Origin of the sequence: Rhodococcus sp. OK302, from assembly GCF_002245895.1 — a bacterium.
In the GTDB taxonomy this organism is placed as follows: Bacteria; Actinomycetota; Actinomycetes; order Mycobacteriales; family Mycobacteriaceae; genus Rhodococcus_F.
The window spans coordinates 5812897-5829171 of sequence record NZ_NPJZ01000001.1; the positions used below are offsets into that span (position 1 = coordinate 5812897).

18 protein-coding genes are annotated in these 16275 nt (G+C 60.7%); 6 read left to right on the forward strand and 12 right to left on the reverse strand.

The window, feature by feature from the left end; all coding sequences use genetic code 11:
- Positions 1–21: 21 nt before the first annotated feature.
- Complete coding sequence (gene metG / locus BDB13_RS26525; protein WP_094274405.1) at positions 22–1620, forward strand: methionine--tRNA ligase; 1599 nt, start codon at positions 22–24, stop codon at positions 1618–1620.
- A gap of 138 nt (positions 1621–1758) precedes the next feature.
- Positions 1759–2928: a DUF2786 domain-containing protein gene (locus tag BDB13_RS26530; protein WP_254922974.1), complete on the forward strand. Its 1170-nt coding sequence runs from the start codon at positions 1759–1761 to the stop codon at positions 2926–2928.
- A 21-nt stretch (positions 2929–2949) separates the two neighbouring features.
- Here the strand turns inward: BDB13_RS26530 and rsmI are convergent, their stop codons facing one another.
- Positions 2950–3780, reverse strand: coding sequence for a 16S rRNA (cytidine(1402)-2'-O)-methyltransferase (gene rsmI, locus BDB13_RS26535; RefSeq protein ID WP_094274406.1), 831 nt, complete (start codon positions 3778–3780; stop codon positions 2950–2952).
- 23 nt (positions 3781–3803) lie between these two features.
- Between rsmI and BDB13_RS26540 the strand changes: the two genes are divergently transcribed.
- The gene (locus BDB13_RS26540) at positions 3804–5363 is read left to right on the forward strand and encodes a dolichyl-phosphate-mannose--protein mannosyltransferase (protein WP_094274407.1); all 1560 of its coding nucleotides are present in this window, start codon (positions 3804–3806) and stop codon (positions 5361–5363) included.
- 3 nt (positions 5364–5366) lie between these two features.
- On the opposite strand, the gene BDB13_RS26545 is transcribed toward BDB13_RS26540, so the two are convergent.
- From BDB13_RS26545 to BDB13_RS26560, 4 genes are all read right to left on the reverse strand, one after another.
- On the reverse strand, positions 5367–7001 hold the full coding sequence (locus tag BDB13_RS26545) for a BCCT family transporter (RefSeq protein ID WP_094274408.1): 1635 nt from the start codon (positions 6999–7001) through the stop codon (positions 5367–5369).
- 84 nt (positions 7002–7085) lie between these two features.
- On the reverse strand, positions 7086–7517 hold the full coding sequence (locus tag BDB13_RS26550; protein WP_094274409.1) for a DoxX family protein: 432 nt from the start codon (positions 7515–7517) through the stop codon (positions 7086–7088).
- A 46-nt stretch (positions 7518–7563) separates the two neighbouring features.
- Positions 7564–7926 (reverse strand): GntR family transcriptional regulator, encoded by a 363-nt coding sequence (locus BDB13_RS26555; RefSeq protein WP_094274410.1) that lies wholly within the window; start codon positions 7924–7926, stop codon positions 7564–7566.
- On the reverse strand, positions 7926–8609 hold the full coding sequence (locus BDB13_RS26560; protein WP_094275235.1) for an SDR family oxidoreductase: 684 nt from the start codon (positions 8607–8609) through the stop codon (positions 7926–7928). Before BDB13_RS26560 ends, BDB13_RS26555 begins: the two co-directional genes overlap by 1 nt.
- A gap of 66 nt (positions 8610–8675) precedes the next feature.
- Here BDB13_RS26560 and arsC point away from each other — a divergent pair, with 66 nt between their 5' ends.
- Positions 8676–9029: an arsenate reductase (glutaredoxin) gene (gene arsC, locus BDB13_RS26565; protein ID WP_094274411.1), complete on the forward strand. Its 354-nt coding sequence runs from the start codon at positions 8676–8678 to the stop codon at positions 9027–9029.
- Positions 9030–9039: 10 nt separating this feature from the next.
- Here the strand turns inward: arsC and arcA are convergent, their stop codons facing one another.
- Positions 9040–10257, reverse strand: coding sequence for an arginine deiminase (gene arcA, locus BDB13_RS26570; protein ID WP_094274412.1), 1218 nt, complete (start codon positions 10255–10257; stop codon positions 9040–9042).
- Between the two features lie 62 nt (positions 10258–10319).
- On the opposite strand from arcA, the gene BDB13_RS26575 reads away from it, so the two are divergent.
- Entirely contained in the window at positions 10320–10811 is a 492-nt protein-coding gene (locus tag BDB13_RS26575) for an FABP family protein (RefSeq protein WP_169634942.1), read from the forward strand.
- Positions 10812–10826: 15 nt separating this feature from the next.
- Here the strand turns inward: BDB13_RS26575 and BDB13_RS26580 are convergent, their stop codons facing one another.
- The 3 genes from BDB13_RS26580 to BDB13_RS32275 all read right to left on the reverse strand — a co-directional run bounded on the left by BDB13_RS26580 (position 10827) and on the right by BDB13_RS32275 (position 12544).
- The gene (locus tag BDB13_RS26580; RefSeq protein WP_094274413.1) at positions 10827–11354 is read right to left on the reverse strand and encodes a DUF2505 domain-containing protein; all 528 of its coding nucleotides are present in this window, start codon (positions 11352–11354) and stop codon (positions 10827–10829) included.
- A gap of 54 nt (positions 11355–11408) precedes the next feature.
- Complete coding sequence (locus tag BDB13_RS26585; RefSeq protein ID WP_094274414.1) at positions 11409–12257, reverse strand: SDR family oxidoreductase; 849 nt, start codon at positions 12255–12257, stop codon at positions 11409–11411.
- A gap of 131 nt (positions 12258–12388) precedes the next feature.
- The gene (locus tag BDB13_RS32275; protein ID WP_169634945.1) at positions 12389–12544 is read right to left on the reverse strand and encodes a hypothetical protein; all 156 of its coding nucleotides are present in this window, start codon (positions 12542–12544) and stop codon (positions 12389–12391) included.
- 492 nt (positions 12545–13036) lie between these two features.
- Here BDB13_RS32275 and BDB13_RS26590 point away from each other — a divergent pair, with 492 nt between their 5' ends.
- Complete coding sequence (locus BDB13_RS26590; protein WP_033234244.1) at positions 13037–13453, forward strand: helix-turn-helix domain-containing protein; 417 nt, start codon at positions 13037–13039, stop codon at positions 13451–13453.
- 48 nt (positions 13454–13501) lie between these two features.
- Here the strand turns inward: BDB13_RS26590 and BDB13_RS26595 are convergent, their stop codons facing one another.
- Genes BDB13_RS26595 through BDB13_RS26605 form a run of 3 tightly spaced genes read right to left on the reverse strand, consistent with a single transcriptional unit; the run spans position 13502 to position 16140 of the window.
- Positions 13502–14515, reverse strand: coding sequence for a hypothetical protein (locus tag BDB13_RS26595; protein WP_094274415.1), 1014 nt, complete (start codon positions 14513–14515; stop codon positions 13502–13504).
- On the reverse strand, positions 14512–15012 hold the full coding sequence (locus tag BDB13_RS26600) for an ImmA/IrrE family metallo-endopeptidase (RefSeq protein ID WP_094275237.1): 501 nt from the start codon (positions 15010–15012) through the stop codon (positions 14512–14514). The genes BDB13_RS26595 and BDB13_RS26600 overlap by 4 nt, the downstream gene beginning before the upstream one ends.
- A 6-nt stretch (positions 15013–15018) precedes the next feature.
- On the reverse strand, positions 15019–16140 hold the full coding sequence (locus BDB13_RS26605) for a hypothetical protein (protein WP_141210698.1): 1122 nt from the start codon (positions 16138–16140) through the stop codon (positions 15019–15021).
- Positions 16141–16275 lie beyond the last annotated feature (135 nt).

Sequence of the window (16275 nt, forward strand, 5' to 3'; positions counted from 1 at the left end):
GCCCGATAGAGTAAGCCCACCATGACTGTGCCTGCCTCACCCTCCCAGACCACGCGCCCGGACTCCGCTGCCCAGGAAGGCGCGGATCGATCGCCGTTCTACATCACTACCGCGATCGCGTATCCCAACGGTGCACCGCACATCGGCCACGCCTACGAGTACATCTCCTCGGACGCACTCGCCCGCTTCAAGCGGTTGGACGGTTATGAAGTGTTCTTCATGACCGGCACCGACGAGCACGGTCTGAAGATGCAGCAGACAGCGATCAAAGAGGGCATCGACGTCCGCGACCTCGCTGCCCGCAACTCCGACGTATTCCAGAACCTCGACAAGGTCCTGAACATCTCGTACGACCGCTTCATCCGCACGACTGACGCCGATCACCAGCTGGCCAGCAAGGCAATCTGGGAGAAGATGGCCGCATCGGGCGACATCTACCTCGACACGTACTCGGGCTGGTACTCGGTTCGCGACGAGGCTTTCTACACCGAAGCCGAGACCACGCTTCAGACCGACGGCACCCGCCACTCCACCGAGACCGGTACCCCGGTGGAGTGGACCGAGGAGGCCAACTACACCTTCAAACTCTCCGCGTACGAGGATCGTCTGCTCGCGCTCTACGAAGAGCACCCCGAGTTCATCGCCCCGGCGACCCGTCGCAACGAGATCGTCAGCTTCGTCAAGGGCGGCCTCAAAGATCTGTCGATCTCACGCACCACCTTCGACTGGGGCGTCCCGGTTCCCGGCGACCCCGATCACGTCATGTACGTGTGGGTCGACGCCCTCACCAATTACCTGACGGGCGTGGGTTACCCGAACGTCGACACCGCCGAGTTCAAGAAGTTCTGGCCGGCCAGCCTGCACATCATCGGCAAGGACATCACCCGGTTCCACACCGTGTACTGGCCTGCATTCCTGATGTCCGCCGGCATCGAACTGCCCGAGCGGGTTTTTGTCCACGGCTTCTTGTACAACAAGGGCGAGAAGATGTCGAAGTCCGTCGGCAATGTCGTCGACCCCATCGCGATGGTCGACCAGTACGGCCTCGACGCGGTCCGTTTCTTCCTGCTCCGTGAGATCTCGTACGGCCAGGACGGCAGCTACAGCCACGAGGCGATCGTGACGCGCATGAATGCCGATCTGTCCAACGAACTGGGCAACCTCGCCCAGCGTTCGCTGACGATGGTCGCGAAGAACTGCGACGCGCAGGTCCCCACTCCCGGCGAGTTCACGGAGGACGATCTGGCGATGCTGGCGTCCGCCGACGCGCTCTTGGCCAAGTGCCGTAAAGAGTTCGACGTGCAGGCTCTGCATCTGGCTCTCGAAGCGATGTGGGCCGTCCTCGGTGAGACTAACCGCTACTTCTCCAAGCAGGAGCCGTGGGTTCTGCGCAAGACCGATCCGGCACGGATGGCGACGGTTCTCTACGTGACGCTCGAAGTGGTGCGCATCGTGGGCATTCTGGTGCAGCCGATCATGCCTGACGCGGCTTCGCGGATTTTGGACCTGCTGGGCCAGGACGAAGAGCACCGCCAGTTCACCGACGTTGCCGTTCGCATCGTCGCGAACCAGGCCCTGCCTGCTCCGGCACCGGTTTTTCCGCGCTTCGTAGAAGAGTGACGCACCACGTGGGGTCCGATACGCCTGATTGAAATCAAGTGTGTCGGACCCCACGTGCACACTGCGTCCATGACGACGAATAGAACATACTTTCGATCTACCGCATCGGCGCAGACACTGCCCTGGAACGGAGCCCACGTGTCCTCCCACGAAGTCAGCCCCCAGTCCGTCGCAGCCGCCCGGGCCCTGATGGCCGAGCTCACCGGCAGCTACGAACGAGGGTGGCAACCCGCCGACATCATCCACCTGGCACGCCGTAGCAAAGATTCCTCGAATGCGGATCTCGCGGCTACGGCCGTCCTGCTCGAGGCTGCAATAACCAAGGCGGAAGATCGCGCACCACTCGAATGGGTCGGCCAACTACAATCCATTCGCGAGCAGTACCCCAATTCGCACCGCATTGCGTCCCGAATCGCTCTGGACGACAGTCTCTTTCGATCCCTTGCTGCCGGATTACTGTTCGAGGACCCCTACTTCCTCGTTTCACAGGTCGCCGAAGTGGCCATGAGCTGGACGCGCCTCGCGCCCTGGAACCTACTGCTTCCCATGCCGTCGACGTGGCCGGCGCAGCGCACCGAGAGCAGCTATTCCGGCGCGGCTACCGAAGTAGATGCCAAGGTACTCAAGAGAATTCGTGGTCTCCTCGCCAAAGCCGAGGCCACCAACTTCGCCGAGGAAGCCGAGATCTTCACTGAGAAGGCCCAGGAGTTGATGACGCGATACGCCATCGATTCCGCACTCCTGCACTCACGTACCGGCGTCACCGGCACCACGGTCGACGGCCGTCGCATCCACCTGGACAACCCGTACGTCAAGGAAAAAGTCCACCTCCTCACGGCAATCGGCGATGCCAACCGAGTACGCGCGGTGTGGTTCAGCGACATCTGCATCGCCACCGTCATCGGCACCCCCGTCGACCTTCAACAGGTCGACATGCTGTTCACCTCATTGCTGGTGCAAGCCACTCGCGCAATGCAATTCGCCGATACCAGCAATCGTGGCGGTTCTCGCACGACGTCATTCCGCAAGGGATTTCTGACTGGTTTCGCCAATCGAATCGGGCAGCGTCTGCGCGACGCCGGCACCAAAGCCACCGCTGAGGCCGCCGACGCAGAATCGATGGACGTCGCCGACCTCCTGCCGATTCTGGCGACGACGTCGGCAGCAGTCGACACCGAATTCGAGCGAATGTTCCCGCGAACCCGAAAGGCACGCGGACGCTCCGTCGACGCCGAAGGCTGGCATGCCGGCCAGGCTGCAGCCGACGACGCCAACCTCCGGCCAGGTGCGCCGGCAGTGCGCCGTTAGAGCAGCGCCGGCAGTGCGCCGCTAGTCCTTACGAGCTGCGAGCACCGTTTCGTACAGTTCTCGCTTGGACACCCCGGCTGTGGCTACGAGGGCGCACGCGTCTTTCAGACCGGCTCCGCCCTCAACCAGGCGTTCCACCTCGTCAACCAGATCGACAGGATCCGACGCCACCAGAACAGCACCTTCGAGTACCACGGTGATTTCGCCGCGCACACCTTCCGCTGCCCACGCGGCCAATTCGCCGAGCGTTCCGCGCTTCACTTCTTCGTAGGTCTTGGTCAATTCACGACAGACAGCTGCGCGACGCTCCGAACCGAGAACCTCGACGGCGTCGGCCAGACAATCGGCCAGGCGGTGCGGTGCCTCGAAGAACACGCAGGCGCGTTGCTCGGTGACGAGTCCAGCGAACCAGGTTTTGCGTTGCCCACCCTTGCGCGGGGGGAATCCGTCGAAGCAGAACCGCTCGACATGCAGTCCGGACAGCGCAAGAGCAGTGGTGACGGCGGACGGCCCGGGAAGGCAGGTGACCTTCAGGTTCTCGGCAACGCACGCCGCGACCAGTCGGTATCCGGGATCGCTGACCGACGGCATACCGGCATCGGTCACGAGCAGGACAGTTTTACCTTCGGCGACTGCTGCAACCAGCCCGGGCAGACGGGCAACCTCCACCTGGTCGTAGAAACTGACTACTTTCCCGGTGATCGTCACATCGAGCGACGAGGCCAACGACTTGGTTCGTCGGGTGTCCTCTGCTGCCACGACGTCGGCGGTTGCGAGTGCGGCGCGTAGGCGCGGAGACGCGTCACCGACATCTCCCATGGGTGTTGCGGCGAGTACCAAGCGACCAGTCATACCTGACAGCCTACGATTGCCGAGTGACTGTGCAGACGGACGAGCGGCCAACGCCCGCCACGGGCGATCGGGTAGTGCGTAGTCCGGCACCGCTCGTTCCGGACCCTGACTTCGGTCCGACCGACAGATTTCGTGGCTGGATAGTCACCGCCGTCATTACCGCCATCGCCGCCATCACGCGTTTCACGATGCTCGCGTATCCGACGGATGCCGGCACTCCCGTCTTCGACGAAAAGCACTACGCGCCGCAGGGCTGGCAGGTCCTGACCGGCGGCGGGATCGAAGACAACCCGGGATACGGATTGGTGGTTCACCCGCCGATCGGCAAGCAGATGATCGCGATCGGTGAAGCGCTTTTCGGCTACAACGGCTGGGGATGGCGATTCTCGTCGGCACTCGTCGGCACCCTGATGGTGCTGTTGATCGTCCGGATCGTCCGTCGGATGACGCGGTCCACACTGATCGGGGCGCTCGCCGGCATTCTGCTGATCGCCGACGGAGTTACGTTCGTCTCGTCGCGGTTGGGAATGCTCGATATTTTTCTGGCCTTCTTCGTTCTCGCGGCACTCGGTTGCCTCATCGTGGACCGTGACCAAGTGCGTGAGCGACTGGCGAAGGCTTACAACGAGGGCCGGATCGGCGATTCCGAATGGGGTCCCCGTCTGGGATTTCGGTGGTGGCGTTTCGGCGCCGGCATTCTGCTCGGCCTGGCCTGCGGTACCAAATGGTCCGGCATGTATTTCATTCTCTTCTTCGGACTGCTCAGCGTCGCTTTCGATCTGGCGGCTCGCCGCGCGTACCGCGTCGAGCGGCCGTGGTTCGGCACTGCGATCCGCGACATCGGCCCGGCTCTCTACGCGCTGGTGATCATCCCGATCGGCGTCTACCTGGCCAGCTACTGGGCCTGGTTTGCCAGCGAGACCGGCGTTGACCGCCATGCCGTCGGCAACGAGATCGGCGAAGGTGGAACCTGGAGTTTCATTCCGTCCGCCCTTCGTTCCCTCTGGTACTACAGCGGAAACGTACTTACGTTCCACTCCAGCCTGACCAACTCCGCCGGAAACCATCACCCCTGGGAATCCAAACCATGGACTTGGCCCATGGGTCTGCGTCCGATGCTCTACTACTACGCCGACGGCGAGCAGGTGACGGGTTGCGGCGCCGCCAGTTGCGTCAAGGCGATCATGCTGATCGGCACGCCGGCCATGTGGTGGCTGGCCTTGCCCATGCTGGCCTGGGCGATCTGGAAGACATTTGTACGACGCGACTGGCGCTACGCCGTCGTCCTCACCGCCTACGGCGCCGCCTACCTCCCCTGGTTCGCGACGATGGACCGCCAGATGTACTTCTTCTACGCCGTCGCGCTCGCCCCGTTCATGGTGATGGGATTTGCGCTGGTGCTCGGCGATGTACTGGGCAAGGCGACGGACTCCGTCGAGCGACGCACCACCGGCCTACTGGCGGTCAGTCTTTACGTCGGGCTTGTAGTCGCGAACTTCGTGTACCTGTGGCCGATTCTCACAGCCATGCCGATCACGCCCGAATCCTGGCAGAGCCACCTGTGGCTACCGAGCTGGAAGTAGCTCTCAAGATTCGCGCCGTGTCCCCCGTCTGACCTTCTTCGGCCTCAGCAGTGCCCGCTTCTGTTCCCGCGCCGCAACGATGATCGGATCGTGCGAAAGATCCTTGTACAGCGAGAAACACAGGCCGATCATCACCAGCACAAACGGCGCGGCGGCGATGATCGTCATCGTCTGCAAACCGTCGAGAGCTTCGGAACCACCGGTCCAGAGCAGCAATGCCGCGACCCCGCCGGTCAACAAGCCCCAGAACACGACTACCCACCGACTCGGCTCGAGAGTCCCCCGCTGCGACAGCGTGCCCATCACCATGGAGGCGGCGTCGGCTCCGGAAACGAAGAACACGGCCACCAACAGCATCACCAGAATAGTCGTGACCCCGGCGAGCGGGAGATTGTCGAGCATCCCGAACAGTTGAGCTTCCTCGGAACCACGATTCGCCAAGTCGATTCCATCGCGTTCTTCACCGATTCCGGCGCCGCCGAAGATCGCGAACCACAACAGGCTCACGGTGGTGGGAACGGCGATGACACCGATGATGAACTGACGGATCGTCCGCCCACGACTGATGCGCGCCAAGAACATTCCGACAAACGGTGTCCAGGACACCCACCACGCCCAGTAGAAGATCGTCCACGACGACAGCCAGGCCCCGGTCTCCGGATTCGACGACGCTCCCGTTCGAGCTGACATCTGCGCCAGGTCCGACACATAAGCGCCGATGGTGGTGGGCAGAAGGTTGAGGATGAGGACAGTGGGTCCGAGAACGAACACGAAGAGCGCCAGAATCAACGCGAGCACCATGTTGATGTTGGACAACCACTGAATTCCCTTGGAAACGCCCGATACTGCCGATGCGACAAATGCCAAAGTCAGCACGGCGACAATCGCGACAAGCAGGAAGACACTGGCCTCTTCCATCCAGCCGACCACCTCGAAACCTGAGCCGATCTGTAGTGCCCCGAGGCCCAAAGATGCTGCGGTACCGAAGAGAGTGGCAAAAATTGCCAGGATGTCGATAATCTTGCCGATGGGACCTTCCGCTTTGCGTCCGAGCAGCGGAATGAATGCCGAACTGAACAACTGCTTGCGGCCGCGCCGGTACGATCCGTACGCAATCGCAAGGCCCACAACGGCATACATCGCCCAGGGGTGTAATCCCCAGTGGAACATGGTGGTTGCCATAGCGGTTCCCACTCCGCCGTCGGTGCCGGGCGGCGGGTTTACGTAGTGCGCCAACGGTTCCGAGACACCGAAGAACATCAGACCGATTCCCATTCCGGCACTGAACATCATCGCAATCCAACTGACAGTTCGGAATTCCGGCTTCTCGCCGTCCTTGCCGAGCGGGATGTCGCCGAACCGACTGACCGCTAGATAAATGGAGAACAGTACAAACGCCGACGCTGCGAGAACGAACAGCCAGCCGATGTTGACCACCAGCCAGTCGAGGACACTTCCCGTTACCGAGTTCAGATTGTCGGGAGCAAGGAGGCCCCACACGACAATTGCCGACACCGCTAATGCCGCTACGGAAAACACCACGTAGTCGGTCCGTACGCCTACTCGAGTAAACCCGGTTTCGAGTTGCTCCTCGTTGGCACCGGAATTCTGTTCGGATCGATCAGATTTCGTCACCATACGTCACTACGTTGCTCACTTCAATCGCCAAAAGCAAGCTGAGAAGCGGGCTCGGCGCCTGCCGAACCCGCGTCCACACCCGTCTTATGCTGCAGGTTTCAGCCAGCCGTCGCCTTTGCCGATCAATCCGTCGACGCTGATGCGTCCGGCCCCGATCGTCGCGATCAAGAGCGTTCCGACGCCCAATGCGAGCACCAGTTCGTAGCCACCCTTGTCGACAAAAATGCCGTTGCCCGAATGGACGATGAAGAAGGCTCCCACCATGTCGAGAAACAGGAGTGCGCCGACGAGCGGGGTCAGGACGCCGGCAATGAGCAGGATTCCCCCGCCGAGTTCGACAGTGGCCGCAACTACCGCGGACACCTTGGGCAGCGGTGCGCCCATGCCTTCGAATGCCGCCTGGGTTCCGGCGATCTTGTAGGTGAAGAATTTCTGCCAACCATGGGCAATGAAGATGATGCCGAGGCCGATACGAGCGATCAGCGTTCCGAGGTCACGAGCAATCGACGAATTCATGATGCAAGCCTGACAGTTTTAGGTTGAAGCGTCAACTTAAACGGTTTCACGCACCCCTCAATGCTGCCTCCACCATTTCCACGATCTCGTTGTTCGAATACCCGAGCGCCCTCACACTTTTCACGAAAGACGTCGCTTCCTGCTCCGCCCGAGCCCGCACGGGATCCGTCCCTGAAGCGATAAACGTGCCCTGCTTCCCTCGGGTCTCGATCACTCCTTGCTCACCGAGCACTCGATACGCCTTCGCGACGGTATTGGCCGCTAGCCCCAAGTCCGACGCCAGGGCCCGAACCGTCGGGATCTTGGCCCCGGCAATCAACCCTCCGGACTGAACTTCCTCGATAATCTGTTGCCGCAGTTGGTCGTACGGGGCAACAGACGAACTGTGATCGATTGCGATATTCGTCATCACAGCGCATCAACCGCATCACGAATCAGATCCGGACCGGACGTCAGAACCAACGTCTTGCCGATACTCGCGGGCGCGTCGATCAACGCCTCGATCACCGCAGCCACATCGGCCCGCGTGACCGCTCCGCGTGAGCTCGGCGGCTCCGCCAGCGTTACCTCGCCGCTCGGATCGTCGTCGGTGAGCAACCCCGGCCGAAGTATCGTCCAATCCAGTTCCGTGCGGCCTCGCAAGTCTTCCTCGGCAGCCGTCTTCGCCTCGAGATACGCCGCAAATACGTCGTCGGTCCCGGCCGGAGCCGGTTCACCAGCACCCATCGCACTGATCTGGATGAATCTACGGACGCCGGCCTTTTCCGCTGCGTCGGCAAAGAGGATTGCAGCCGCACGATCAACGGTGTCCTTACGCGAAATCCCGCTACCCGGACCGGCACCCGCGGCAAAAACAGCGACATCGGCCCCGGCAAGCACCTTTGCCACCTCGTCGACCGTTGCGGATTCCAAATCGACGACGATCGGAAACGCGCCCAAGGTCCGCACGGCACCTTCATGCGCGGGGTTGCGGATCAACGCAACCGGCCGATCGCCATGCCCTGCCAGCAGAAACGTCAGGTGTTGCGCAATCTTGCCGTGACCCCCGGCAATCGCAACTCGTCGTTCGTCGACACTCCGATGTTCCGTCATCATCTTCTCCGCTCACTTCGATACTTCAGGTATGTCGATACTTCAGGCGCATTCACACCAGGCACAATGACAAACATGTCCTCCGCAACGATCTTTCACAACAACCGGTGCAACACCTCGCGCACCGTCCTTGCACTCCTGCGCGAACGCGGCATCGAACCGACCGTCGTCATGTACCTCGATAACCCGCCTACCCGCGCAGAGCTGGAAAAACTCCTCTCCGACGCCGGACTCGCCCCCAGCAGCGCAGTTCGCAAGCGCGAAACCGAGTACAAGGAACTCGGACTCGCCGACGCATCCGAGTCCGAGATCCTCGACGCGATGATCGAACACCCGATTCTCATCGAACGCCCCTTTGTCGTCACTGACAAGGGCACCGTCCTCGCCCGGCCGGCTGACAAGGTCGAAGCAATCCTCTGAGCGACCCCAGTCACAACGGATCGCGGGCGATCGGGCAGGACATACACCGGGGACCGCCCCGACCTGATCCCAGCTCCGAACCCGCGATCCGCAGCACCTCGATCCCCGACGCCTCCAAACGAGCGTTGGTTTCCACGTTTCGCTCGTACGCGATCACCACACCAGGTTCGATTGCAAGAGTGTTGTTTCCGTCGTCCCACTGCTCACGTTCCGCAGTCACCGTGTCGAGCCCGGTATCGATGACCCGCAGCTTCGCGATCCCCATGGCGTCGGCGGCTGCCTCGAGGAAGGGGTCCGCGCCACGAATACTGACACCGTTGTCTTCACGTCGAATAGTGAAGGCCGACAACGTATCCTGAATTGCCGGATACATAACCACCGCATCGGTCTCCACCATGGTGCATACCGTGTCGAGATGCATCGACGCCCGGCGCTGCTCGATCGGAACCACCAGCACCGTATGCGCCAGTTCGTCGTCGAACACGCTGCGCGCCAATGCTTCCGCACCGGCCGGCGAAGTACGCTCCCCGACGCCGACGGCAATCACACCGGGCGAAAGCAGCAGGACGTCGCCGCCCTCGACCGGAGCCGTATGTGATTCGTAGGCCCTTCGCACGCCGCGGAACCGCGGATGATGCGCGTACACAAGGTCCGTGATCGAGGACTCCCGCGCTCTGGCCGAGAGCGCGAGGGACGTGATGACTACTCGCGAGCGGATCCAGAACGACGAGTCTCGGGTGAACAGTAGGTTCGGCAAGGGGTCGATCACAAAATCCCCACCATGGTGCATCCGCCGTACCAGCGAGGTCGACGTCGCATCGACCGGCAACTCGTCGAACGTCATGCCTGCCGTCAGGATCGATGACAACTCGGCAGGCGGAACGCTACGTAGATACGACGACAGATGCTGCCCCAGGGCGTGCCCGATCCTGCGCGTATCGACTGCCGCAGCAATACCTTGGATCCGGGCCGCGCCGCTCACGGACAATGCCTCGGTGAGCAGGTCTGCGAGCAGCAGCACTTCGACGCCACGTTCCCGCAATACCGCCGCGAACTGGTCATGTTCGTCTTGCGCTCGATCCACCCACGGCAAACCGTCGAACAGCAGTTGATCGTTGTTCCGTGGAGTCAACCGTTTCAATTCGTCGCCGGGGCGATGAAGAATGACCGACCGCAGCCTGCCAACCTCGGAGTCGACGCCGAGCGGGACGGATCCAGAACCGTTCATGGACAAACACTATTCCCGCCGATGCGTAATCTGATGGCCGACACCGGCGAGAGGAATAATTGATGACGACACAACAGCAGCGACCCGAAGGTGAACCCACAGGAGTGGAGATGCTGCGTGGCCGTTGGGCCGGAACGGGCAGCGGACATTTCCCCACCATCGACGATTTCGAGTATTCCGAGGAAATCGTGTTCGCCCCGACGCCCAAACCGTTTCTGACGTACACCTCGCGAACTCGCGGGCTTCCCGACGGTCGCCCCCTCCACATGGAATCGGGATATCTGCGTCCGGTCGCCGGCGGTGACGTCGAATTGCTGGTCACCCAGCCCACCGGCTTCGTCGAGATCCACCGAGGAACGATCGAGGCCGACGGCACACTCTCGTTGACGTTGCTGACGTTGGCGGCCTCACCGGATGCCAAGCCTGTACTCGACGTACGCCGGGTTCTGCGAGTACACAACGACACACTGACGTACGACGTGTGGATGGCTCACGATCAGACTCCGCTTACACATCACCTGCACGCCGAGTTGCAACGTGTGACGGAGGAATAGCTCCGAGCGTCCTGCTCAGTCGACCTGTTCCGAGTCACGCTGGTCGAAGTCACGCTGATCGGCGAGGAATGCTTCCACTGCGTCGCGATCCCGATGGAGAAGGTCCTCGACCATCTTTTTCACGAGTTTCTCGATCTGGCCACCGAGGACGGGAATCTTCACCTCCGCGCTGCCCACGACGTTGAGGACTGCGTGTGACTGCGCCGATTCCGCCAGTTCGAGGTTCGCTTCGATCCGAATCGGCAGCCCGTGAGCGGTTCCCGTCACGGAACCATCCGCTCGGCCTCCCGCCAACGGTCCCCACCGATCGGCTCGCTCGACGCCGAGCCGATCGGGCGCCAGTTTCGACACCAATCCGGGAAGTGCCGACGAATCGAGGTCTTCGGCAACCGACACGCTGATCGAACCGTCGCCAACCTCGATGTCGGCACTCGAATACAGCTCGCCGAGTCGAACCTTCCAATATCTTGGATCTGTCAAAGTCGCGTGAACTTCCGCCACCGGATAGCGAAATTCGATGCCGTATCGAAACCCCTTGGACATAACGATGACCTTAGTCCCCGCGGAAATCCGCGAAAGTCCTATCCGAGTAGCAAATCATGGGCGCCGTAGCAATTTACCAAACTGATCGTTCGCTTTCTGCATGACAAATTCATATGGCGGAGAAAACTTACGGGCCCACCAATAGCCGAATCTAATGTCATTCGACGTATAAACCAGATAGCGATTCTTCTGGACACCCGCAACGATGCAGGACGCTACCTTCTCGGGTGTGACTGCCCGCTTCTCGAAGCGGTGCACCAGTCGTTGCACTCGCGGATCGTCTCGGTCGATTCCAGCAATCTCGACGGTACCGACCAGCGGCGTCTTGACCCCACCCGGAACAACCAGACTCACCCCGATGCCATGACGCTTCAGATCGAACCGCAAGACCTCCGAGACACCGCGCAGGCCGAACTTGCTGGCGCTGTACGCCGCATGCCAGGGTAGCGCCAGCAGACCGGCTGCCGACGAGACATTGACCAGGTGCCCACCCCTACCTGCACTGATCATGGGCGGGATGAACGTCTCCATGATGTGGATCGGACCCATCAGGTTGACTTCCACCATGGAGCGCCAATGCCGGTGCTCGAGATTCTCGATAGTTCCCCAAGCAGAGATGCCCGCAATATTCATCACGACATCCATCGAGCCGAACTGCTCTGCCACCTGCGCGCCGAACTGTTTCACTGCTTCGTAATCGGAAATGTCGAACGCCTGCGCAACGCTGACCGTGCCGCCGGCAGAGCTGATAGCTTCGACGGTCTCGTCCAGGCCGGACCTATTGATATCGGTCAGAAACAATTCGGCACCCGCCGCGCCCGCAGTAATAGCAGTTGCCCGACCAATTCCGCTACCGGCACCTGTGATCAGGCACTTCTTTCCTTCGAGCGACCTTACCGGCATGGCCTTACTCTCCCCCGCGCTAGCTCTGTAGACATGCGGGGAAGTCTACGCACGCACAACCGCGTACCGGAAGGAAAAGGCAGAGCACCAAACTCGGTGCGCAGAACCGTTGCGACTACAGCAGTATGCAACTACAGGCGCTGTGCCATCTGCTCTTGATAGTCGCGCATGGTGCGCTCGATCTCTTCCGCCGCAGCTCCGTCACCTCGTTTGCGTGCATCGAGCGCCCGGTCCTGGAGGGCACGGATGGCGCGGCGCAATTCCTCGTCACTCACGGTGTGTTTCATATCACAATCCTGCACCGCTCAGCACGCCCTGGCTAGCGCCGGCACCCTGTTGACGCTGCACGAACCTCGCCCGAAGTGGCACACATCACGGTCAGTGACAATCCGAACCTTCCCGCAGCCCGCGTCGTCGCATGAACATGACTCGACAATGGCCTGAACTGCAGTTTCCCGGCCAGGAGTGGATTGCAAAACCGGGTTAATGTTTAGCTACTGCGACCAAAACGGGTAAACGGTTCGTTACGGTGACAATACCCTGCGCGAGGAAGGTTGAAGAAGTCCTCGCACTGGGACCAATTTCGATAGCCATCGCCACAAGAATTGCCTCAACCACTAACGGGACGGGCGTCAACCTTCACAATGTGAGCAGCCCCTCCTTCGAGAATTCGTCCATTAAACGGACTACAGCGAGCTACCAATCGGTTATCCGCGTGTTATCGTAGGATTCGCTGGAAGAACAATTGCTGGCTAGAGAGGATTACGGGGCGGTTCACAATGGCTGACTTTGCAGAACGATTGAACAAACTGTTCGACAGTGTCCATCCTCCGGGGCGCAAGCCTCACACCAACGCTGAGGTTGCCTCCGCGTTGATCGAGGACGGCCACCAGATTTCCAAGCCCTACATCTCACAGCTCCGATCGGGACAGCGCACGAACCCGTCGGACGAGACTGTCGCTGCTTTTGCGCGCTTCTTCAAGGTGAAGCCGGACTACTTCTTCAACGACATCTACGCCGCGAAGATCGATCACGACCTCGAACTGCTTGCGCAGCTCCAGGGCTACGGTCTGCGTCGACTGTCGAGCCGAGCATTCGACCTGTCCGAAGAATCGCAGAACCTTCTCACAACGATGGCCGAGAAGCTTCGCGCAAGTGAAGGACTGCCTGAAGTTCCACCAGACGCATCACGCTGACTGAGGGCTCGGAACTCCCGGGACGACACTGAGCAGGTCGATCAGTACTTATCGACCTGCTTTTGTCGTATCCACATCACTTCGAAACTTCTCATGATCCCGAGCCACAACCAAAACCCATCGCCGGGCGGACATACCGCCCGGGGGTGCAATCCACCTGGTATCAAGAACATCCGAGCCGAGTGGATCCTCGATCCACCCAGCCAAAATCCCTGAATGCGACGCAATCGACCGCGGAGGCTCACGCCCGCCGACATCGAACATGCCGGCGCCCGCCTGGATGTACATGGCATCCATGATCTGCGCAATCACATCAGACGCTCGCAGAACCGATGTACTGGCAGCACTGTCAGCATCAACAACCTCGGGAAAACGCTTCACCAGCAGTTCGTGCATACGACGCAGACGCATCAGATCCAACCGTGCGCGCACCCACGTCTCGGCCAGCACCCACGTGATGCCCAATGCGATCAACAAACTCGCTGCCGACACAAACCCCACGCCGGTGCCGGTCCAGACGCCTGATTCGAGTGAATTCGTTCCACGAATCGCTTCGACCAACATGACCACGACAACAATCAAGAGCGTTATCGAGCCCAGCACGATCAATGCGATTCCACGCCCCAGCGGAGCCCACGCCACATGCCTGAGCCCAGTCGAGATCACCAACGACAATGAGGTGATCACAAACATCAAAGCCGGGATCGGATAGCCGAATCCCACCGCGATGGAGACCAACAGGCCGACCGTATACAACACGATCGCAATGCCTCGCATCGCCGAACGCGTCATCACGGGCCACGCAGAAACTGCGCCGACGGCACTGGCCGCAGACAAGAAAACCCACAGCACGACAACAACCATCGCCGAAAAATGCTGATCAGGGGCAACTCGTTCGACGATGTCCCACACGCCCGGAACCAACACGGTAGCCATCAAGGCAACACAGAAGCCGACGATCACCATCGCCGTGCGCAGCGGAGTGGCCGCCCTCGCCACCACTCGACCGAGTCTTGCACCAGCTGCAATCCACACCACCAAGGCAATAGCCCAAGCGATCATCCGATCGCCTCGTCATACCGCAGAACCGACAACGGTGTTCCCCTGCCACTCATCGTTTTCAGTCGCATAAGCAGCATCGATGCGAAAGTTTCCGCTTCCCACTCAGCAATGTCGTCCATCGGAACAGGCTCATTGCGGCGAAGGGATCGCTGACTCAGCATGTAGGCGATCAAATCGTCACTGGCTTCCAGCGTCGCCTCGGCGATCTCCGCACCTTCATGCCGAAATACAATGTGCCCCAACTCATGTGCAAGAGTCCGTTCGACGTTGGGCAGACCTGGCGCGAGAACAATCACGTCATGATCGTCATACGCCCGTCGCTGACCGCATACACCCGTTGCGAGCGGAGTATCCAAATCAATTTCGATAGGACGCTCACGTTCCAAGGCAACAGCCTCGACAACAGTCAACAACGTCACAGCTTCCGAGGACGCTGCGGCATCACAGACAGCGTCCACCGCAGCAAGAACTCGGCGATGCGACCGTCTAGTTGTCAGCACGCCTCACACACCTCTTCCGGACCGGGGAGCCAAGAATTCAGCTCGTGCGGCAACCAACCGCGCCTTCTGCACGGACGCACCTCGGAAGGTCAATGCTCCCGCACCGGCGGCAACCAACGCCATTCCGGCGACACCGCCCACCACTGCAGCAGCATTCTGAATCGGAGGCAATCCGTGTGTGAAGACCATGGGCAGAGCCTGGGGATCGGAGCCGGCTGCCGAGACCGCAACATTCGGCGAAACTGGTTGCTGCGGAACAACGATCGGTACCGGTGCAGCCAAAACCTCGGGAGCTGCCGGTGTTACACCCAATGCGGACGCAGGTCCGCCGGCAGGCGCCGGCGCAGGCCCTCCACCATTCGCGGACGGACCTTGCGGGTTGTCCGGTCCAGCAGGCGCAACCGCAGCAGAAGATTCATCGGACTGTTCCGAACTTGTCGACGCCTCGGATTCCGAAGAGACAGGTGAACTGCTCGAAGACTTGTCTCCCGGGCCGTTCGTCACCGGAGGCACGATCGGATCCTCGGTTGTCGTCGTAACCTCTGGATCCGTCGTGGTCGTCGTAACCTCCGGATCCGTCGTGGTCGTCGCAACCTCCGGATCCTCGGTTGTCGTCGTAACCTCCGGATCCGTCGTGGTCGTCGTAACCTCCGGATTCTCGGTGGTCGTCGTAACCTCCGGATTCTCGGTGGTCGTCGTAACCTCCGGATTCTCGGTGGTCGTCGTAACTTCCGGCTCGGTCGTAGTCGTCGTCACTACCGGAGTCGTTGTCGTCGTCACTACCGGAGTGGTTGTCGTCGTCACTACCGGAGTGGTCGTTGTCGGGCAGTGGTGGTGGCAATTATTGTTGCCGCCGCCGGTGTTGTTGCCTCCACCGTTGTTGCCCTCACCGGTGTTGTTGCCGCCACCGTTGTTGCCCTCACCGGTGTTGTTGCCGCCGCCGTTGTTGGCGCCTGCAAGGGGAACAACGTCACCAAGGGGAACAACGTCATCTCCGCTGATGGTCTCGTTTACACCGGGTTGGGCAGAAACCATGGCTGGATACACGGAAACAGCAAGGAACCCCATCCCCGTCAGACACAACCCAGCTACAAGCGTCATGGCTAGCCGTCGTGGCTGGCTCATCGGTTTCCTCCCCGAAAAATACGTTCTAGCTGCATGCAACTGTGCTTCGAACCACTGTACTTATCGCTGTCACCCAAGCATCGTTACATGCCTAGAAAATAGCTGAACCAGGGAATCATGCCTCAACCGGCGGGA